The following is a 19,476-nucleotide window of genomic DNA, read 5'->3' as shown; positions in this document are numbered from 1 at the left end:
GCGGGTCCCCGTCAATTCCTTTGAGTTTCAACCTTGCGGTCGTACTCCCCAGGCGGAACACTTAATGCGTTAGCTTCGGCACTAAAGGGCGGAAACCCTCTAACACCTAGTGTTCATCGTTTACGGTGTGGACTACCAGGGTATCTAATCCTGTTTGCTACCCACACTTTCGAGCCTCAACGTCAGTTGCAGTCCAGTAAGCCGCCTTCGCCACTGGTGTTCTTCCATATATCTACGCATTCCACCGCTACACATGGAGTTCCACTTACCTCTACTGCACTCAAGTTCGACAGTTTCCAAAGCACTTCCACAGTTGAGCTGTGGGCTTTCACTTCAGACTTATCGAACCGTCTGCGCTCGCTTTACGCCCAATAAATCCGGATAACGCTCGGGACATACGTATTACCGCGGCTGCTGGCACGTATTTAGCCGTCCCTTTCTGGTATGGTACCGTCATGTAAAGATCATTTCCTACCCTTACCGTTCTTCCCATACAACAGTGCTTTACGACCCGAAAGCCTTCATCACACACGCGGCGTTGCTCCATCAGGCTTGCGCCCATTGTGGAAGATTCCCTACTGCAGCCTCCCGTAGGAGTTTGGGCCGTGTCTCAGTCCCAATGTGGCCGGTCAGTCTCTCAACTCGGCTATGCATCATTGTCTTGGTAGGCCTTTACCCTACCAACTAACTAATGCACCGCGAATCCATCAAAAAGTGGTCCAAACGGACCTTTTAACGTTCTGTCATGCGACAGCACGTTTTATACGGTATTAGCATCTGTTTCCAAATGTTATCCCCTGCTTTTCGGTAGGTTATTCACGTGTTACTCACCCGTTCGCCACTCGCTTGAAGAGTGCAAGCACTCTTCGCTGCGCGTTCGACTTGCATGTATTAGGCACGCCGCCAGCGTTCATCCTGAGCCAGGATCAAACTCTCATGTTAAAAGTTTGAAGATTGCTCTTCGATTAAACTGACTAGTTGCTATCTCTCGATAACGCCTATCCGTTTATTGTTTGTTACGAATTGACTTCGCAAATTTGTTTGTGACTACTTACCAAGTAGCCACCGTTACAGATTTGTTTGTTCAAAGTTTTGTTCAGTTTTCAATGTGCGATGCCTTGTTGGGCAACTCATTTATCTTACCTCAGCTGTGACCTAAAGTCAACAACTAATTTAGAAAGTTATTTGAGTTGCTTTGTTAGGGCAACTTGATTAGTTTATCAGGAATGTTGAAGCTTGTCAACAACTTTCTGATGAACTTTTATCAACTGCCGGTCATCTCTGACAACCAGCGCCTCGATCGAAGCAGCTTTGCTTCGTAACGAACAATAACTAGTATAGCGCCTACCTGACTACTCGTCAACACTTTTTTTGGTAATTTTAGCGATTGGTCTCAAACGCTGATTTATCAGCATTGTAAATTTAACATTCGTCGATTGAAAACCTTTAGCGTTCTACTAACCGATCTACCTGGTCACAGGTTTGCTGCCAATCATCATTAACAATAATCTCAGCACCGCCTTGCAATTGATCAGGTAGCTTTAAGTCTCGTTGGAACTCCGGTGCCGATAAGCGATCCTGCACCCGGTCTGTTTCATCCCCACGAGCAATCAGGCGGTTCTCAAGTTTGACAACATCTTTAATCGTAACGTACCAAATCCAGGCCTGGTCACCTAAAATTTTTTGGTAGGTTTCAGCTCCTTTGGTGTCTAAGACAATACTAGCAAGGTTGTTTTTCTGCCACGCTTTTTCTAAACCTTCCTTAGAAGAACCATAATTTGCCTGACTATAATGAACAGATTCTAAATAATGGTTTAATAAGAAAGAATCCTTCGTTTCAAAATAATAATCAAGGCCGTCAACCTCACCAGCCCGCTTAGGACGGGTAGTATGTGTGATGACTTGCGGCACGCGCCATTTTTCCTTTAAGTAAGTTGCAATTGAGGTCTTTCCCGCTCCAGCTGGTCCCGTTAAAACAATTACCCGATTCATGGCTTTCTCATCCCCCATTTCTTTGTTTTCTTACCTTATCATCAAAATAATCGACAATCCAGTTAAAAGTTGGTACAATTGATGGCAGTTATATTAAAATAAAGTGAGAAAAGTTATGCAGTTACTAAAACGTGCCTTTGCCCGCGAGTCAGCTGCTGGTTACCTTGAAAAGGATCAGCAGATGGAGCGTGTGCTTACAACAAAAGACCTAATCGGCCTGGGTGTGGGAACCGTCATTGGTTCTGGAATCTTTATTTTACCCGGTCATGAGGCCTCTAACAACGCTGGTCCGGCTGTTTCTATCGCCTTTCTAGTTGCAGCTATCTTCTCTGGTATCTGCGGCATGGCTTTTGCCGAATTTTCATCAGCCATGCCAGTTGCTGGATCAGCTTATTCTTACGGATCTGTCATCTATGGTGAAGTAATTGGTTGGATTCTTGGCTGGTCCTTAATTTTGGAATACTTCTTGGCAGTTTCAGCGATTGCCACTGGTTTTTCAGCTTATTTCAATAATTTACTGAGCCAAATGGGTTGGGCTTTGCCTAAGGCTCTCCAGGCTGGACCTGGTGCCGGTGGTGTCGTCAATTTGATGGCCGTGGTTATTATCTTAATTTCAGCAGCTGTTCTATTCGCTGGTGTGAGCCAATCAAAGAAGATTGAAAATGCCGGTGTTGTTTTGAAGGTTGCCATTATTGCCCTCTTCATTATCGGTGGCCTCTTCTTCATAAAAGGACATAACTACGCTGATTTCTACCCTAAGCAGTTCCAAACAGGTGCCTTTGGTTTGGGTGGTTTAACTGCCGCAACCGCTTCCATCATCTTCTCCTTCCTAGGATTTGACACGATTGCTGCCCACGCAGCCGAAGTCAAGAATCCAACAAAAACAATGTCTCGGGGGATCTTAGGTACAGTCGCAATTTCCGCCATCCTGTACACCTTGTTCTCAATTGTCTTGACAGGGATCGTCAATTACAAGAGCTTGGGCGTTGATGACCCAGCCGCTTTCGCCTTGCAGGCCGTTAAGCAAACACAGTTTTCTGTTGTCATTACAATTGGCGCTTTAATTGGAATGTTCACCGCTGTGTTGGCCTTAATTTTCGCTTCATCACGTTTGGCTTATTCTTTCGGTCGTGATGGTCTCTTACCTCGTGGCTTAGGAAAGGTCGCTGGTCCACACCGTCTGCCAGTCAACGCCTTGATTTTAGCAGTTGCTGTTGAAGCATTCTTGGCTGGCCTTGTCCCATTGAGTACATTGGCTAATTTGATTAACATCGGTACTTTGACGGCCTTCATGTTTATCAGCTTCGGCGTCTTGATCTTACGTAAGCGTCACGACCTGAAACATGATGGTTTCAAGATGCCATTCTATCCTGTCTTACCATTAATTGCTGCCGGATTATCATTACTGTTGATCCTACGCTTGCCTGCAGAAACATTGAAAATGTATGGTGTTTGGGTCGTAATTGGCCTGATTTGGTACTTTACTTACGGTATCCGCCACTCTGCACTGAAGCAAATTAACAAATAACTCCATTGAAAAAGCTGACTGTTTGGGAATCAACCCAGACAGTCAGCTTTTCTTTTTTCTTGATTTACTTTTGACGTGATTAAGTGGTGAAATCAGAGCACGGACCACTAACTTTCATTATTTTAAGCACGTCCACTTCTTATAAAAGAACTGGATCCTGATTTTTCTGGAGGCGCTCAAAGGCTCCGGGCTCAACCTCTTGCAAGACTGGCTTCATCTCTTGAATTACGCCATCGTAATCAAAATCAACTTGATAGAGCTTTTGACCGACCTTTAACGCCTTAGCGACTTCTTCGTTTTGTTCGCGGTAACGGTTAGCATATTGAAGGAGTGAAACGGCTAAATCAGCAGCGACAATCACAGTATGAGCCTGTTCCTTTAAGGTGTCGAAGTCAGCAGCGACAATGTTCAATTGACGCTGCACATCATCCAGATCGACTTCTCCCGCATACACGGCCTCATCCAGGCGCGTAATTTCGTCACTCACTGTAAAGAATTTTTGTAGAAAGTCCTCGGGCAACCCTGGTAGGTCGCGACGTTCAAGAGAGCGCTTCACACCGCGAATTTGATCAATATAAGCAGTTGTATGCTCCTTAGCGGATTGCAAAGCAGGTTGGAATTCCTCAATTTGATGGTACAAGGCAACCTGGTCGCTATCTAACTGGCTCAAAATTGATAACCAATTTTCTTGGCGCGTAACTGCCCAGCTGTATGTCTGACTACCTTCCTTTAAGGCCCGTTGGACTTCTTGTTGACTCAATACTAATTCTTCAATGTCATGGTGATAACTAGACTGTCGGTCTTCTTCCTCATGACCCAAAATGAAACGTCCCTTCAAATAAGTTAGCTCAAGCAGCAAAGAATGGTTTTGTTCCTTAACCCGATCAAATTCTGTATTGACACGTTCTTGTTGCTTAAAGTAACGGTGATAGGCCTGATATTCTTCTTCCATGAGGTCATACAGGTCTTGAATCTTCTGGTTTAACGTTGTTGAAATCGTATTTGCTTCCTTGACTTTCAAACCTTCAATCGCCTGAAGTCCTTGAAGGCGGAGGTCATCGACCTCACTCAAAGCATCTTCCAAGACACCTTCGGCAAAAACAACGCCACGATCCGTCAAATCAAGCCAGCTCGTGTGCAATTCGTTAATCTGATCCAAGTATTTTTCATTAAAAGCGGTAAATAAAATCGGCAGATTTTGCATATAATCAAGAACCTGACCAGCGATCATCCCAACCTCTTCGAACTTTTGGGCTGCCTTTACTCGGTCCCCAGCCTCAATTAATTCATGGTAGCGTTGGTACTCATCTTCCTCATCAGATAAAAAGGCTAATAAAGCCGGTGCACTTGGGCCATAGGGGTTATTCATGGCTGTTAACCGCTCTGTGATATCGTCAAAATCACCATGTAATTGATCGATAGCCTGACGTTGCATCTTGTTTTCTTGCTGTATACTTTCCAGTCCTGAAACAACCTGTTTTTGCAAAGAAACAGCTTCGGTCATTTGATCTAACAAAGATTGTAGCGACTTTCTGGTCTTCCAAACGTTCAATCCAGCGCTCAATTGCATCGCGCGATTGATTTCCGCATCAATTGCCGCAAAGCGATGGTTGCGCAAGTCACGATAAATTTTTTCCGTTTCCTGGAAATTTTGCAAAGCCTGACCAGCTAAGGCGACCTTTCTTGCTGCTGCCAAATCAGTGGCAATGTCTTCATCCATGAGCGCTTTTTTAGCCAAACTAAAATCTACCGCCTGCGCGGCAGCCTGCCGTTGTGTCAAAACTACCCAACCAAGACCGATTAAGATAGCGATAATCACGATAACTGCAATAATAATCCACATATGTACTAAACCCTCAGCTTTATTTACTAATTAAGTCCACAATACACTATTGGCTACTGAAATTAGATTCATTTGCCTTCTTTTATCCCTTTCTTAAGATTTTTGATTCTTTTTCAGCCTGACTTTTCAATCGAAACGACATAAAAATACGGATACCATTTTGTTCAACACTCTTTTTCTTGCTAATTTCCTTCTGATTTGCTATACTGGTTGAAGTTGTATTGAGTAGCAGTCGGTAAAGAAGCGCGTCAACAACGTCCAAACTCGTTAGTAAGGACTTAGCTACAGTCACTGAGAAACGATTTTTCTTGACGCTGCACGCATCTGGTGCCGACCCTCAAATGTACAGCAAAATACATTTTGGAGGACATATACATGTCACGTTATACTGGACCAAAATGGCGTATCTCACGTCGTTTGGGTGTTTCACTTTCTGGAACTGGTAAGGAATTGTCACGTCGTGCCTATGCACCTGGTGACCATGGCCAAGGCCGTCGTGGAAAGGTTTCTGAATATGGAATGCAATTGCGCGAAAAGCAAAAGTTGCGTTTCACTTATGGTTTGACTGAACGTCAATTCCACTCATTGTTCAACAAGGCCGGCAAGGTTCGTCAAGGTACTCACGGTACAAACTTTATGATCTTCTTGGAACGCCGTTTGGACTCATTGGTTTACCGTCTTGGTTTGGCAACTACTCGCCAACAAGCACGTCAATTGGTTAACCACGGTCACATCTTGGTTGATGGTAAGCGTGTTGATATTCCATCATACGAAGTTGTTCCTGGTCAGGTAATCTCTGTTCGCGAAAAGTCAAAGAACATTGTGCCAATCCAAATCGCTGTTGAATCAGTTGTTTCACGTCCACAATTCGTTTCTTTTGATGCCGATAAGCTTGAAGGTACTTTCGTTCGTTTGCCAGAACGTGAAGAATTGGATGCTGACATCAACGAAGCCTTGATCGTCGAATACTACAACCGTTTGGGATAATTTAATTAACTCTTTCTGGTTGAAAAGTCACTGCTGATGCAGTGGCTTTTTTTTGGAAAAAATCAGCGCGACAATCGTTCGCACAATTGCTTGAGCAGGCAACGCTCACAACTGCAACCATCAAACCGCAAAGTGCTGGTCAATCAACCAGTAAACGTTGATTAACCGTCAAAAAAAGCGCACAAGCCTTTAATCTTTTTAACTTTTTTCGTATAATTGTCTGTAGTAAAGTAATTGGAGGATAACCCAATGGATGATGTTAACAGCCGTTTAGAACAGGGACAGCAAGGTAATGGCGGTCCCAAGATTAATCCTGATGAGCAGCGCCTTTACCTAGGCACTTTTCGTGAACGAGTAGTCGCGGCCGTTAAAGAATCAAAGGCCGATGATAGCCAAGTTCAAGAAGAACTCAAGGCAAGGATGCAAAACTGGCCAAACACGACCTTACTGATTGACCAGGATGCTTGTGGTGATGCTTACATTAACTACTTACAAATGGCTGTTAGCACCAATCACCCCTACACCCTGCTATCTGATTTTGAAAGAACAACACAAACAAGCGACCCCTATGCGGTCGTTCTTGCGGCAAAATCAGCCGTAAACCAAGAATCAATTGACCTGTAACCTGACGAAGCCGGTTTCAACCGGCTTCTTTTTTATCAAAACAGAGCCATACTGAGAAAGGAGCCTTCATGCCCGGACAAAAACCGCTGGCCTACCGAATGCGGCCAACAAAAATTGAAGAAATCGTTGGCCAAGAAGACCTAGTCGGCGAAAATAAAATCATTTGGCGGATGGTGGCAGCCAAGCGCCTTTCCTCGATGATTCTTTATGGTCCACCCGGAACTGGTAAAACCTCAATTGCCTCAGCCATTGCTGGTTCGACCAACTTCGCTTTTCGGGCCCTAAACGCGGCGACCGATTCGCAAAAGGACCTCCAGGTTGTGGCTGAGGAGGCAAAAATGTCAGGGACTGTCGTCCTTCTTTTAGATGAAATTCACCGTCTAAACAAGGTCAAACAAGACTTCCTCCTTCCTCACCTTGAATCGGGCGCGATTATCTTGATTGGGGCGACAACGGAAAACCCTTACTTAAACGTCACGCCAGCCATCCGTTCCCGGACCCAAATTTTTCAAGTCCAACCCTTAAGTGACCTGGACATCAAAAAAGCGATTAAACGGGCACTGACAAATCAAGAAAACGGACTTGGTAACTACCAAGTCAATCTAAGCGAAGAGGCCCTCACCCACCTTAGCCAAGCAACCAACGGCGATCTTCGTTCTGCCCTGAATTCCTTGGAGTTAGCAGTTCTTTCGACCAAGCCGGATGCAAACGGGATCGTCCAGGTAAACCTGGCAGTTATCGAAGAAACTACTCAAAGGCAGTCACTCGTCGCCGACAAGGATGGCGATGCCCACTATGACATTATCTCGGCTCTACAAAAATCAATTCGAGGATCGGATGTCGACGCGGCCCTACACTACGCCGCCCGGCTGATTATTGCCGGTGACCTGCAAATCTTAGTCCGCCGACTGATTGTGATTGCCTACGAGGATGTTGGTCTGGCTAATCCAAACGGCGCACAACGAGCCGTGACAGCTATTCAAACCGCTGAAAAATTAGGATTACCTGAGGCGCGGATTCCAATGGCCAATGCCATTATTGAATTAGCATTGTCGCCAAAGTCCAATTCAGCTTACACCGCAATCGATGCTGCCATCGCCCAAGCCAGTCGTTCAAAGGCCCAGACCATCCCAAACCATCTACGCGATAGTCACTACAAGGGCGCCGAGAAACTCGGCCACGGAAATGACTACATTTACCCTCACGACTTCCCTAATGACTGGGTTGCTCAGCAGTACCTTCCAGATACGATCAAAGATGACGCCTATTTCCAGCCAAAAGGTAACTCGAATTTCGAGCAGCAATTAAAGGATGTTAATCAGAGCCTCAAAAACCAACAGCGCCGTGGTTTAAAATAAACAATACCAATCTGATTTTGAACAACAATTTTGCTGATGGTTACTCACAAAAATCAGAATGTCAAGACTAGTATTTTTAGACAAAATCAGTATACTATTTAGTGAATACTCTGGTATACGCATTGCTACATTTACAGCTTTTTCCTTACAACCTTTTTATTTTGGACGGGAATCCTCAGGTTATGACATGCCCTTTCGTTTGGTAGTCAAAGCCCCCGGTGAAACGCCCACCTCGATAATTTCGAGGAAAATCTGAGTAGCGGTTAACGGTGCCAATAGAGTATCGTGGGCATGACCCACGGCTCGCCTTCGGGCGGGCTTTTTTTGTGAACTCATACTAAAGACTAAACGAATTAGCCAATTGCTGGTATCCACTAATTCCTATTCGCAGACTCTGCTTTTTATTTCGTCTTAAAAGACTTATAATGAACCTAGAAAGAGAGGTCTTTACGATGACACAGTCTTACCAGAAAATTTTGGTTCCAATGGATGGCTCAAAGGAGGCTGAGGCGGCCTTGAAGCGCGCAATCGCCCTAGCAAAAGAAGACGGCGACGCTGAATTAGTGATTGCTAATATCATTGATACTCGTGCCATTCAAAACATTACATCTTTCGATAACACGATGGTTGACACCATCACGGAAGATGCCCGTCAATCATTGGAAGCTTACAAAAAGCAAGCAACTGAGGCAGGCCTCTCAAATGTTTCATATCGGATTGACTATGGTTCACCAAAGACCATGATTGCAACCGATATTCCAAAAGAAATCAAAGCTGATTTGATTGTAATTGGGGCCACTGGTCTCAACACGGTTGAACGTCTAGTTGTCGGTTCTGTCACCGCCTTCGTTACTCGAATCGCGACAATCGACGTCTTGGTTGTTCGTTGCGCAAAGCTCGCTCAAAAGTAAAAATCAGTAAAAAAACGTCCCTTGCGTAACAACAAGGGACGTTTTTTTATTTAAAATTATTGGCCGTTGAAAGTTCCAACCTTCTCTTCACCCAATGATTCAAATGAATAAGAAATCAGTTGTTCCTTTTCGTAAGCTTCAAAGCCATATTGCACCATCATATCAGCCAACTTGGCATTGTTAATATCGGAATAATCCCACAAGCGCTTAAACAAGGACATGTTAGTAAATCCTGGCAGCGTATTTGGTTCACCTAAGTAAGGAACGTTATTCTCGTCAATTAAGAAATCCATCCGAGCTTCACCGGCCAAGTTCAAGACTTGGTAAGCCTTCTTTGCCATCGCTTTAATTTCAGCCGTGACATCTTCTGGCAAGTTAGCGGGAATCTCAAAGGCAACAGCTGAGTTATCCACAAACTTTGATTTGTAATCATACCAGCCCTTACCATTCCCACCTTGATCTGGTACTTGGTGGGCACCGATTTCAGAAACTAAAATATCATCATTTCCAATCACGCCAACCTCTAATTCACGGGGGCCATTAACGGCTGCCTCAACCAAGACCTTGCGGTCATACTTGAAGGAATCAGCCAAGGCAGCCTGATATTCGGCCTCATTTTCAGCCCGTGAAATACCAACGGATGATCCCTGATTAGCAGCCTTAACAAAGACCGGTGAACCTAACTCTTTTGCAACAGTTGCCCAGGTCAATGGCTGATCATCATTTTGATAAGTAACCAGGTACTTGGTATTACGGATGCCATTGGCCGTCAAAATTTCCTTGGTAATCACCTTATCAAAAGAAATTGCGTGGCCACGCAAAGCGGCACCAACATAAGGCTTCTTCAAGAGACGGAAAAGACCTTGAAGCGTACCATCTTCGCCAAGGTTACCATGAACAACTGGGAAAAAGATATCAATTGGTGGCAAATCCTTTAAGGCAGCAATCGGTGCCAACGTTTCCTTTGGGTCAATGCTTGCCATGTATTCAGCAACCAAAGGAGCCTCATCGGCTTGGTTCATAATTTCAAATGATCGCTTAGCATCCAAGAAAAAACCATTTTGGGCAATAGCCACGACCGAAAGGTCATACTTGCCCGTTTCCTTTAGGGCCTGATAGTAATTATAGGCAGACCGCTTGGAAACATCGTGCTCTGACGAGTTTCCACCAAACAACAATACAACATGTTTTTTGCTCATAAGAAAATTCCTTTATTGGTCCACCAGCCAGGTGGACGTCATGGGTAAATATTTTTTTCATTCGCCAACCTAGCGAGACGAAGACAATTAAGAAAGGTAATTCTTAGTCTCTTGGACATATGCCCAAATTTTTTCAGGCACCTGATCTTGACCAAAAGCTAAAATTTGCTGGAAGAAATCAACGCGATTATATAATTTCTGCCAGCGTGACCGAGTTTGTGCAAAGGGTTCATTCACAAGGTCTTGCCGCCACAATTTTAATGATAGTAGTAAATAATCGGCGTAGAGGCTGTGCTTTTGACTCAAGCGCAAGATGGTTCCTACTTGGCGGTTTAGCTCACCCATCGTGAGTGGTGTGTTTAGCTGACGGAAATTCGTCATGATACAAGCAAGCAAGAAAAGTTTGTCTGACCGTGGAACATCCGTCCGGTCAAAAATCGCGCCCAACACATTTGCTAAATGAGTAAAGGCATGAATCCAACCATGGCCAGGCACGAAACCGCGTGTATCCAGTTCTAACAGCGTATACAGGCTAACCTGTTCGACGATAGCCATCATCAACTCTGAGCCAATAAAGGGTTCAGCAGCTTGCTGATCAGCCATCAATAAAATCGAAAGAATGGCAAGGGCAAAAGAGCGTCCATAAGCACCATCGTTTTCTTCCTGCAAAATTTGACTAAGTAGGTGGTCGTCACCAATCATTTCAGCCGTCAACCAGTCTAATTGCTGATGACTTAAATGCCCATTTTGGATGGCATTCCCAAGAAAGAAGAAGGCCCCCGTATCACGAATCTTTGCACTCGGTGAAGACAACTGTTCCACGACTGCCCGCAAGTCATCATCTGCTACAAACTGATTGGATTCCTCATGGTTGGCCGACCACACATCCTGGTAGACCTGCATTTGTTCAATCACGGCCATTGAATCTCTAGGTCGTGGAGTTGGCTCAGCCGGTTCCATGTCCGCATTTTCTTTTAAGACATAGAGTAACTCAGGTAGTGATTCATAAACATCCCCACTGCGTAGCTGTGATAATAAAACCCGTGTTTTTTCATGAATTGCTGCAAGTTCTTCCATAGCACCCTTTTACAAATTAAATTCGTTCGAATCGTTGAAAGTTCTACTTTGTTGTTGATAAGACATCGACATTATCAGCCCAACCCCAATCATATTCGAAACCAGCGACGACCCTCCCTGTGAAATAAAGGGCAGTGGAATTCCTGTCAATGGTAAGAGACCAATGTTCATACCAATGTTTTCAAAGACGTGGAACAAAACCATCATAATCACACCGGCAGCAATATAAGCATAAAAGGCGTTTTTAGCCTTAAACGTTGCCTTAATCATGCGATAAATCAAAAAGAAGTATAAGGAAATTAAGAAGGCGCCTCCAATGAAGCCAAAGGACTCGCCCATTACTGAGAAAATCATATCCGATTCACGAACAGGCACAAAGACTTTCATATTACCAAACCCAGACCCAAACAGTTGACCAGATCCGATAGCTTTCAAGTTTTGATACGTCTGATAACCAGTATTTGAGGTATCTTGGCCTGGATGCAACCAGGCATCAATTCGAGCAAATTGGTAAGACTGGAAACCTAATGTTCCCAGAATGCTTCGACCAATTGTCGAAGCCACTAAGAAAATCATACCACCGCCTAAGACGCCCACACCCGCAAAGACTGGCCCCAAAATCCGCCAGGTAATGCCGGAAACAACGACAATTCCAGCCGTGATGGCCATAAAGACGAGAAGTGTCCCCAAATCGTTTTGTAAGGCGATTAAGAAGGCCAATGGTAAGAAGCATCCGGCAATCTTAGCAATTAACAACCAATCGGAATCAACCTGGTGGGTTGGGTACAAACGGTTATGACTAGCGACAATTTTCGCTAACATCACGATATAAAATGGTTTTACAAATTCCGCCGGCTGAATCGAAACAGGTCCAATAACAATCCATGACTTAGCACCCGCATTCGCATACAAAGCCCGATTATAAAAAATCAGAACGGCAATCAGTAAAATAAAGGATATGGCATAAAGAAAGGGTGCTAATCGCCAGAGCTGGAAGGCATCAAAATGCATAATGAAAGCAATCATCACGCCACCAGCAATCCAGTAAACAATCTGCATAATAACAGCTCTAATCGGTGAGGCACCTTTACCACCGTTTAAAATAGCAAAGTACAAGGAGTACAGACCAATTAACATCAGCAAGATTAAAATTAAAATCATGCCCCAATCCAACTCTGAAGCAGATGGCCGGTCGGTTTTATGTGATGCGATACGCTGCATGGTGAATCTTCCTTTTGCACAAAATTTTTAGGTGGTTCTATGTACAAAAACCCCTTGCCGCGGCAAAGGATTCTTTTTAAAAATTAATGGTAGAGATTAAATGATGCGAGGATTGCCTGCAAGGCTTCATCGGTCGATTGAGCACTGGCAATGACAACCTGCTTGCCTAAAACACCAGTATAGCTACCCTGATTTTGTTCGATTTTACCGATTGGTTGATCATCAACCAAAACCTGGATTTCGTCGTCCTTTGTGACCAAAGACACGCCAAAGCTCTGATTTTTCTTGCTCATGACTGCTCCTTATTTTTTCGTCATCATGTGTTCCAACAATGCCCCAGTTCCCTTGGCCACGTTGTCCAATGGTGATTCTGAAACAAAAACAGGAACTGTCAAACGATCGGCAATAAACTTATCCATGCCATCGAGCAATGCACCTCCACCGGTCAACATCACACCACGGTCGATGATGTCAGCAGCCAGTTCAGGTGGCAACTTTGACAAAGCCAAGTGGGCAGCGTCAGCAATTTGAACCAACGTGTCATGCAAGGCTTCTTCAATTTCGTTTGAGTTAACAGTAATCGTTTGTGGCATGCCTTCAAAGTTGTCACGGCCACGAACAGTCATCGTCTTTGGCGTATCTGACTTCAAGGCAGAACCAATTTCAATCTTAATGGTTTCTGCTGAACGCTCACCAACAATCAAACCATGTTCACGCTTCAAGTAATTGACGATATCAGTGTTCATGCGATCACCGGCAACCCGGATTGATTCTGAAACAACAATGTCACCCAATGACAAGATGGCGATATCAGAAGTTCCACCACCCATATCAATTACCATTGAACCAACTGGCTTAAAGATATCTAAACCAGCACCAATAGCAGCAACCTTTGGCTCGTAATCCAAATAAACCTTAGCACCACCAGCCTTTTCAGCGGCTTGAATAATTGCCTTACGTTCAATTTCACTAATGTTTGTTGGTGCACAGATCATGATGTTTGGCTTTGACATAAAGCCTTTGACGTTCAATTTGTTAACAAAGTAAGTCAACATCGCTTCTGTAATATCGAAGTCAGAAATGACTCCATCCTTCAAAGGACGAACGGCCCGAATGTTTCCGGGTGTCCGACCAACCATCCGGTAGGCTTCAGCCCCAACGGCCAAAACACGGTCAGTCTTGTCGTCAACGGCGACAACGGAAGGTTCATTAAGGACCACACCTTCGCCTTCAACGTAAATCAAAACGTTGGCGGTTCCCAAATCAATTCCAATATCTCTTGCCATGGTTATTATTTCTCCAAAATTCATGTTCGGTAGGGTCTAAAAGAAAAAACAGTCCCCTACAATCCTTTAAATTATATCATACTTGACCAGTTTCGGCCGGCATCTCTTAGAAATCTTTTAGGAGAGTTCCTGGTAGTTGTAAGGCTGAATTTAAAAGCGACACTAGTGCCGTCGCCAGCAAAAATCCGAGGCTGGTTGCAACAACTACTTTGAGCACGGCCGCCTGCAAAGGATTTTTTGGTAGTAACTTGCCAAAATCAATCGGACGAAGCAGGTAAAAGACAAAATAGATGGCGGCAATCGTTGTGGTCAAAGTCAAAAGTGGTGGCATGAAAGTTCTCCTTTTATTCGTTTCATTTTATAACAGAAAGGACAAACCGGCAATGTAACAAAGCTTTCCTCACACAGATTCTCACTATGCCAAAATGCTCATAGGCAAAAATTTTTTTCTATTCGACTTAACGAGCTAACGAAGCTGATGACACAAAGCGAGCCCCAGCCTGATAAAGGCAGTCGGCTGCATGATAAAGTGTCCGTCCAGTCGTATAAATGTCATCAACAACCAAGATTTTCGTCCCCACCACTAATGCAGCTTGATTGTCGGCAATGGCAAATGGCTGGGGTGTCTTGAGCCGTTTTGCTCGATCCAAACTAGATTGGTCAACCTTATTATGATTAGCCACCTCCAAAACTGCTTTGGCAGAACGCACAAGCCATGGCTCGACTTGGTTGAACCCCCGCTGCAAAAGCCGCTTCTTACTTACCGGGATGGGGATAACTAGGTCGATTTGCCGTTCTTTTACCAGGCGTCGAATCATTTGCCGCATTTCCTTTTGAAACACGAGGCCCAGTCGATAATCCCCCATAAACTTGTAGCGGGACATGTATTCCTTTAATTGCCCATCGTAAGCATACAAGGCTCGATGGCCAAGTAGGCGGTAACCCTGACTTTGCCAGAACTGGCAATCTGGACAAATCAGTTGTGTCCCCTCGACTGGGATTCGATGGACCAATTGGCGGCCGCATCCACCACACAACGTTCCCTTTAAACGAGCAAAGCAATTTAAACATCTCGGGCACAACAACTGCTTGGCTTGCTTTCGATTAAAGACCAACTGGCCCATTGTGACTACTGGTTGAAAACCTTCTTGGCAGAGTAAACAATTCAAATCTCATCCTCCTGGCTATCTGTTGGTATGGCACCCATCTGTTTTACTCGACTGTTCAAATCAGCAATTTGCTGGCGAGCTGCCCGTAATTTGAAGGTCGGCTCCTGCACGAGTGCTAAAACCAGACCATCGGGGTGCTCTTGAGACCGTCCCACCCGTCCGGCAATCTGGACGAGCGCTGCTATTGAAAAAACAGCATCATCCGCCCCCAAAATCACTACTTCCAAGGCCGGTAGCGTCACCCCGCGCTCTAAAATCGTCGTCGTGATTAAATAACGGTAGACTCCTGACCGCAAATCGCGAACTTTTTCAGCACGATCAGGATCAGCAGCATGGACCGTTGCCCCATTAATTGTCTGAAAACGTTGCAGATAGTCAAATACTCGCGCTAAATCATTAACTCGTGGCACGAAAACCAAAAAGGGGTTCTGCTGACCAATCCAGAATTGAACCGCCTTTAATAGTTTTTTTGGTGGTTGCTTACGCCAATTGCCAATCCGGCGAACCTGAATTTGCGGTAACAGGCCGCGATGGAAACGCTGTGGCAAATAGGACTGAGCTAATCGTTTCTGCTTGACTAAGCGTTTCAACACAGCCGTTGGTGTCGCAGTCAAATAAACAACACTCGCTTGATTTTTTTGTGCCCGTAAAACGGCATAAGCTAATGCACCATCACCCCGGAAAGGAAAAGCGTCAACCTCATCGATAATTAATAAGTCAAAAGCACGATAAAAACGTAACGCCTGATGAGTCGTCGCTAAAACCAGCTGGCTATAACGGTACCGGCTACCATGTTGACCGTAGAGAACTTGAATTGGGCAATCAAAAGCCTGCTCTAATCGTGGCGCTAGTTCAAGGACAACATCGACCCTCGGCGTCAAAATGGCAACCCGTCCTTGTCTCTGCAATGCATGGTCAATTAATGGAAACAGCATCTCCGTTTTACCAGCACCGGTGACCGCCCAGATTAACCGATTTTCTCGCTTAGCATAGCTCGCCATCAAATCTCGGCTAACCCGCTCTTGCTGATCAGTCAGCCGCCCATCCCATCTAAGGTGACCTTTAGCTTGAAAGAGATTGGGCTCCGGAATTGTGAGCAGGCAGTCATTAGTCGAAACCCGTCCCATGTTCAGGCACTTTAAGCAGTAAAAACCACTGCCGGCAAGTCTCGCTCGTTCTTTTTGCCCACAACGCTGACAGACTCCTTTCTTAAAGGCCGGTAGAATTTGACAAGGTACTGGTGGATCAATTTCTTTGGGCCAAGTTACCAAGCGGCCATAAAGGTTCTCGACATTCATTTTTCTACCTACCTTCTAAATTTAGTCATGTTATAATACGAGCTATGGAGCCTTTTTACCTACTCGCTGAGAATGATTATTCCTGGCAACAAACAATCAAAAAATCAGACTTTATCGTTTCTTTCTTTCGCATCGAATCTGAAGAACAGGCACAGACCTACATCGACCAGATTTCCAAAAAACACCACAAGGCAACTCACAATGTCTTTGCCTATGTCATTGGGGACAACGATGAAATTAAGCGCTATTCGGACAACGGTGAGCCTTCTGGGACGGCTGGGGTTCCGATGCTTGAAGTCTTGCAGAAACGTCAGGTTCACAATATTTTGGCCATTATTACCCGCTACTTCGGAGGAATTAAGCTTGGCGCGGGTGGGTTAATCCGAGCCTATGCCGGAACCGTTGCCCAAGGGTTAGATGAGGCCGGTTTGGTTGAACGCCTTTGGCGCGAAAAAATTCAAATTGATATTGATTACCAAAATAATGATCAACTGACTTATTGGTTGAAGCAAGAAGATTACCCAGTCTTTGCCACTGATTTCGACACCGCCGTCCACCACCAAGTAGCGGTTGCACCGGATCAGGTAAAAGCCTTTGAGGAAGAACTGAAAAACCGCTTTGCCGGCCAGGTTTCTTTTCAGAAAATCAGTGAAACATACTTGGAAATTCCCGCAAAGTAGGTTATAATAATCTAGTTCGCGCGGTTAGTGTAATGGATAGCACGTAAGATTCCGGTTCTTGCAATCCGGGTTCGACTCCCGGATCGCGCATAAACAGTGCTGATCTATCAATGTTTATAACGGCGATGGAGTAGTTTCGCAGTACTTCACACAAAAAGCACCTCGCATTCTTAATTGAATGCAGGTGCTTTTTCTTGTTGATTCTTCAATATTAACGAAAGTCACATTCTAAATCATGTGCATTTTCAACACCAACAGCCTGCAAAAATGATTCAACAGTCACTGGTCCCAGAAACTTAAAGCCGATTTTTTTCAGCCGCTTACTAAAGTTTTCAGAAAGTGTATTGCGACTGGCCGGCTTTTCCTCCTGGTTAACACCAATATCGAGTATTTGACCATTGGTCTGCTGCCAAACCAAATCAGAAAATGTCTCACCCCGATGATGGAGCCTTCGAATTTGTTGAGCATTATTAATTGTTGCTTCAATTTTTAGCCGATTACGGATAATACCAGCATCAAAGAGCAGTCGCTCAACATCTTGTTGATCAAATTGGGCCACCTGGTTAATATCAAAGTTAGCAAAAGCAACCTTAAAATTCTTTCGCTTACTTAAGACCGTTCGCCAACTCAAGCCTGATTGAAAAAGTTCCAATGTCAGCAACTCGAATAAAAGTTGATCATCATCTCGCACGGGGTGACCAAACTCACGATCATGTTAGGTAACCATTGGTGTTCTCTCTTTATAATTTACAGCCCAACGACAACGTGTTACCATGCATCCCCCTCTTTGACAAAGCAATTTTTATCTGAATAATCTTTTCCCATATTATACGAAAGAAAACACAAAAAAACGCCCCACAAGGCGTTTTTCGTTAAAAATTTATTTACTTAGCTTGGATTGCTTCGCGTGCGTCAGCTGACAAGTTGTAGAATGCGTGAACACCCTTATACTTAGCAGTATTAGCAAGCAATTCTTCGATACGGATCAATTGGTTGTACTTGGCGATACGGTCAGTACGTGACATTGAACCTGTCTTGATTTGACCGGCGTTAGTAGCAACAACCAAGTCAGCAATCGTAGTGTCTTCAGTTTCACCTGAACGGTGTGAAACAATCGCCGTGTAACCAGCTTCCTTAGCCATTTCGATGGCATCCATTGTTTCTGACAAAGTACCGATTTGGTTAACCTTGATCAAAATTGAGTTGGCAGCACCCATACGGATTCCCTTAGCCAAGTATTCAGTGTTGGTAACGAAGAAGTCGTCACCAACCAATTGAACCTTCTTGCCAAGCTCCTTCGTGATTTCAGCCCAGTCATCCCAGTTGTTTTCATCGATAGGATCTTCGATTGAAATGATTGGGTAACGGTCAGCCAAGTCTTCCAAGTACTTAATGAAATCAGGAGTTGAGAATTCTTCCTTTGTTGACCAGCGCAAAACATACTTTGACTTGTCAGCATCCCACAATTCTGATGAGGCAACATCGACAGCAATGGCGATGTCCTTACCAGGCTTGTAACCAGCAGCTTCAATCGCTTTAATCAAGTATTGCAATGGTTCTTCGTTGTTAGCGAAGTCAGGGGCAAACCCACCTTCATCACCAACTGAAGTAGCCTTGCCATCAGCGGCCAACAACTTCTTCAATTCGTGGAAAGTTTCTGAACCATAACGGATGGCTTCCTTGATTGAAGGAGCACCAACAGGCATGATCATGAATTCTTGGAAGTCAACCTTGTTATCTGAGTGAGCACCACCGTTGATAACGTTCATCATTGGTGTAGGCAAAACGTAAGAGTTCATGCCACCAATGTATGAGAACAAAGGAACACCCAATTCATCAGCAGCAGCACGGGCTGCTGCGATTGAAACGGCCAAGATAGCGTTGGCACCCAACTTACCCTTGTTAGAAGTACCATCCAAGTCAATCATGGCTTGGTCGATGGCACGTTGGTCAGTTACGTCAAACTTACCAACCAAAGCCTTAGCGATTACATCATTAACGTTAGCAACGGCCTTAGTCGTACCCTTGCCACCGAAACGGTTCTTGTCACCGTCACGCAATTCGACAGCTTCGTGTTCACCAGTTGATGCACCAGATGGCACGATTCCGCGGCCAAATCCACCAACTTCAGTGATAACTTCAGCTTCGACTGTTGGGTTTCCACGTGAATCAAGAACTTCACGTGCGATGATATCTGAAATCAAAGACATATTTTATGCTCTCCTTTTGTCTGTGGTTAATATTTATAAAACCAACTAAATTATAACACCCTTACCAGGTAAAATGAACAGGAAAAATGGGTT

Annotated in this window: 17 protein-coding genes, 1 tRNA gene, 1 rRNA gene and 1 pseudogene (1 of these 20 only partly in view); 7 read left to right on the top strand and 13 right to left on the bottom strand. The window is 44.5% G+C overall.

Features of this window, described 5'->3' with window-relative positions:
* A 16S ribosomal RNA gene (locus tag M3M36_RS05180) occupies positions 1 to 942 on the bottom strand; it reaches 609 nt to the left of the window's first position.
* Between the two features lie 504 nt (positions 943 to 1,446).
* Positions 1,447 to 2,010, bottom strand: a complete 564-nt coding sequence (locus M3M36_RS05175; RefSeq protein WP_252773533.1) for a guanylate kinase — start codon at positions 2,008 to 2,010, stop codon at positions 1,447 to 1,449.
* A 97-nt stretch (positions 2,011 to 2,107) separates the two neighbouring features.
* Between M3M36_RS05175 and M3M36_RS05170 the strand changes: the two genes are divergently transcribed.
* Complete coding sequence (locus M3M36_RS05170; protein ID WP_252773532.1) at positions 2,108 to 3,520, top strand: APC family permease; 1,413 nt, start codon at positions 2,108 to 2,110, stop codon at positions 3,518 to 3,520.
* 139 nt (positions 3,521 to 3,659) lie between these two features.
* Here M3M36_RS05170 and M3M36_RS05165 read toward each other — a convergent pair whose 3' ends face one another.
* Positions 3,660 to 5,363, bottom strand: a complete 1,704-nt coding sequence (locus M3M36_RS05165; protein WP_252773531.1) for a septation ring formation regulator EzrA — start codon at positions 5,361 to 5,363, stop codon at positions 3,660 to 3,662.
* Positions 5,364 to 5,738: 375 nt separating this feature from the next.
* On the opposite strand from M3M36_RS05165, the gene rpsD reads away from it, so the two are divergent.
* The 4 genes from rpsD to M3M36_RS05145 all read left to right on the top strand — a co-directional run bounded on the left by rpsD (position 5,739) and on the right by M3M36_RS05145 (position 9,243).
* Positions 5,739 to 6,350, top strand: coding sequence for a 30S ribosomal protein S4 (rpsD, locus tag M3M36_RS05160; protein WP_047974713.1), 612 nt, complete (start codon positions 5,739 to 5,741; stop codon positions 6,348 to 6,350).
* Positions 6,351 to 6,599: 249 nt separating this feature from the next.
* Entirely contained in the window at positions 6,600 to 6,974 is a 375-nt protein-coding gene (locus M3M36_RS05155) for a YueI family protein (RefSeq protein ID WP_252773530.1), read from the top strand.
* A 68-nt stretch (positions 6,975 to 7,042) separates the two neighbouring features.
* Complete coding sequence (locus M3M36_RS05150) at positions 7,043 to 8,332, top strand: replication-associated recombination protein A (RefSeq protein ID WP_252773529.1); 1,290 nt, start codon at positions 7,043 to 7,045, stop codon at positions 8,330 to 8,332.
* A 452-nt stretch (positions 8,333 to 8,784) separates the two neighbouring features.
* Positions 8,785 to 9,243: a universal stress protein gene (locus tag M3M36_RS05145; protein ID WP_252774425.1), complete on the top strand. Its 459-nt coding sequence runs from the start codon at positions 8,785 to 8,787 to the stop codon at positions 9,241 to 9,243.
* A gap of 56 nt (positions 9,244 to 9,299) precedes the next feature.
* Here the strand turns inward: M3M36_RS05145 and M3M36_RS05140 are convergent, their stop codons facing one another.
* The 8 genes from M3M36_RS05140 to M3M36_RS05105 form a co-directional block, all read right to left on the bottom strand.
* Positions 9,300 to 10,442: a D-alanine--D-alanine ligase family protein gene (locus M3M36_RS05140; protein WP_252773528.1), complete on the bottom strand. Its 1,143-nt coding sequence runs from the start codon at positions 10,440 to 10,442 to the stop codon at positions 9,300 to 9,302.
* Between the two features lie 87 nt (positions 10,443 to 10,529).
* Positions 10,530 to 11,519: a DUF2785 domain-containing protein gene (locus M3M36_RS05135; RefSeq protein WP_252773527.1), complete on the bottom strand. Its 990-nt coding sequence runs from the start codon at positions 11,517 to 11,519 to the stop codon at positions 10,530 to 10,532.
* 9 nt (positions 11,520 to 11,528) lie between these two features.
* Complete coding sequence (locus tag M3M36_RS05130; RefSeq protein ID WP_252773526.1) at positions 11,529 to 12,740, bottom strand: FtsW/RodA/SpoVE family cell cycle protein; 1,212 nt, start codon at positions 12,738 to 12,740, stop codon at positions 11,529 to 11,531.
* 83 nt (positions 12,741 to 12,823) lie between these two features.
* Positions 12,824 to 13,033, bottom strand: a complete 210-nt coding sequence (locus M3M36_RS05125) for a DUF2969 family protein (RefSeq protein WP_252773525.1) — start codon at positions 13,031 to 13,033, stop codon at positions 12,824 to 12,826.
* Positions 13,034 to 13,042: 9 nt separating this feature from the next.
* The gene (gene mreB / locus M3M36_RS05120; RefSeq protein ID WP_252773524.1) at positions 13,043 to 14,026 is read right to left on the bottom strand and encodes a rod shape-determining protein; all 984 of its coding nucleotides are present in this window, start codon (positions 14,024 to 14,026) and stop codon (positions 13,043 to 13,045) included.
* 106 nt (positions 14,027 to 14,132) lie between these two features.
* A complete protein-coding gene (locus M3M36_RS05115) occupies positions 14,133 to 14,357 on the bottom strand; it encodes a DUF1146 family protein (protein WP_252773523.1) in 225 nt (74 codons plus the stop codon).
* A gap of 127 nt (positions 14,358 to 14,484) precedes the next feature.
* Positions 14,485 to 15,195, bottom strand: coding sequence for a ComF family protein (locus M3M36_RS05110; RefSeq protein WP_252773522.1), 711 nt, complete (start codon positions 15,193 to 15,195; stop codon positions 14,485 to 14,487).
* Complete coding sequence (locus tag M3M36_RS05105) at positions 15,192 to 16,322, bottom strand: helicase-related protein (RefSeq protein WP_252773521.1); 1,131 nt, start codon at positions 16,320 to 16,322, stop codon at positions 15,192 to 15,194. Before M3M36_RS05105 ends, M3M36_RS05110 begins: the two co-directional genes overlap by 4 nt.
* Before the next feature lie 215 nt (positions 16,323 to 16,537).
* Here M3M36_RS05105 and M3M36_RS05100 point away from each other — a divergent pair, with 215 nt between their 5' ends.
* Together M3M36_RS05100 and M3M36_RS05095 are read left to right on the top strand one after the other, a co-directional pair.
* Positions 16,538 to 17,173, top strand: coding sequence for a YigZ family protein (locus M3M36_RS05100; RefSeq protein WP_252773520.1), 636 nt, complete (start codon positions 16,538 to 16,540; stop codon positions 17,171 to 17,173).
* 18 nt (positions 17,174 to 17,191) lie between these two features.
* Positions 17,192 to 17,263: transfer RNA gene (locus tag M3M36_RS05095), tRNA-Arg, on the top strand.
* Positions 17,264 to 17,384: 121 nt separating this feature from the next.
* On the opposite strand, the pseudogene M3M36_RS05090 reads toward M3M36_RS05095, so the two are convergent.
* Both M3M36_RS05090 and eno read right to left on the bottom strand, forming a co-directional pair.
* Positions 17,385 to 17,876 (bottom strand): annotated as a pseudogene (locus tag M3M36_RS05090) (DNA-3-methyladenine glycosylase I); the annotation flags it as partial.
* A 181-nt stretch (positions 17,877 to 18,057) separates the two neighbouring features.
* Positions 18,058 to 19,383, bottom strand: coding sequence for a phosphopyruvate hydratase (eno, locus tag M3M36_RS05085; protein WP_252773518.1), 1,326 nt, complete (start codon positions 19,381 to 19,383; stop codon positions 18,058 to 18,060).
* Positions 19,384 to 19,476: the final 93 nt, after the last annotated feature.

This window comes from Fructobacillus americanaquae (assembly GCF_024029775.1).
Classification (GTDB): Bacteria; Bacillota; Bacilli; order Lactobacillales; family Lactobacillaceae; genus Fructobacillus; species Fructobacillus americanaquae.
This window is presented reverse-complemented; position numbering and strand designations above follow the sequence as displayed.

Coding starts and splice junctions, on each gene's coding strand:
- M3M36_RS05175 (WP_252773533.1), bottom strand. CDS start 2,010: ATGGGGGATGAGAAAGCCATGAATCGGGTAATTGTTTTAACGGGACCA.
- M3M36_RS05170 (WP_252773532.1), top strand. CDS start 2,108: ATGCAGTTACTAAAACGTGCCTTTGCCCGCGAGTCAGCTGCTGGTTAC.
- M3M36_RS05165 (WP_252773531.1), bottom strand. CDS start 5,363: ATGTGGATTATTATTGCAGTTATCGTGATTATCGCTATCTTAATCGGT.
- rpsD (WP_047974713.1), top strand. CDS start 5,739: ATGTCACGTTATACTGGACCAAAATGGCGTATCTCACGTCGTTTGGGT.
- M3M36_RS05155 (WP_252773530.1), top strand. CDS start 6,600: ATGGATGATGTTAACAGCCGTTTAGAACAGGGACAGCAAGGTAATGGC.
- M3M36_RS05150 (WP_252773529.1), top strand. CDS start 7,043: ATGCCCGGACAAAAACCGCTGGCCTACCGAATGCGGCCAACAAAAATT.
- M3M36_RS05145 (WP_252774425.1), top strand. CDS start 8,785: ATGACACAGTCTTACCAGAAAATTTTGGTTCCAATGGATGGCTCAAAG.
- M3M36_RS05140 (WP_252773528.1), bottom strand. CDS start 10,442: ATGAGCAAAAAACATGTTGTATTGTTGTTTGGTGGAAACTCGTCAGAG.
- M3M36_RS05135 (WP_252773527.1), bottom strand. CDS start 11,519: ATGGAAGAACTTGCAGCAATTCATGAAAAAACACGGGTTTTATTATCA.
- M3M36_RS05130 (WP_252773526.1), bottom strand. CDS start 12,740: ATGCAGCGTATCGCATCACATAAAACCGACCGGCCATCTGCTTCAGAG.
- M3M36_RS05125 (WP_252773525.1), bottom strand. CDS start 13,033: ATGAGCAAGAAAAATCAGAGCTTTGGCGTGTCTTTGGTCACAAAGGAC.
- mreB (WP_252773524.1), bottom strand. CDS start 14,026: ATGGCAAGAGATATTGGAATTGATTTGGGAACCGCCAACGTTTTGATT.
- M3M36_RS05115 (WP_252773523.1), bottom strand. CDS start 14,357: ATGCCACCACTTTTGACTTTGACCACAACGATTGCCGCCATCTATTTT.
- M3M36_RS05105 (WP_252773521.1), bottom strand. CDS start 16,322: ATGGGACGGGTTTCGACTAATGACTGCCTGCTCACAATTCCGGAGCCC.
- M3M36_RS05100 (WP_252773520.1), top strand. CDS start 16,538: ATGGAGCCTTTTTACCTACTCGCTGAGAATGATTATTCCTGGCAACAA.
- eno (WP_252773518.1), bottom strand. CDS start 19,383: ATGTCTTTGATTTCAGATATCATCGCACGTGAAGTTCTTGATTCACGT.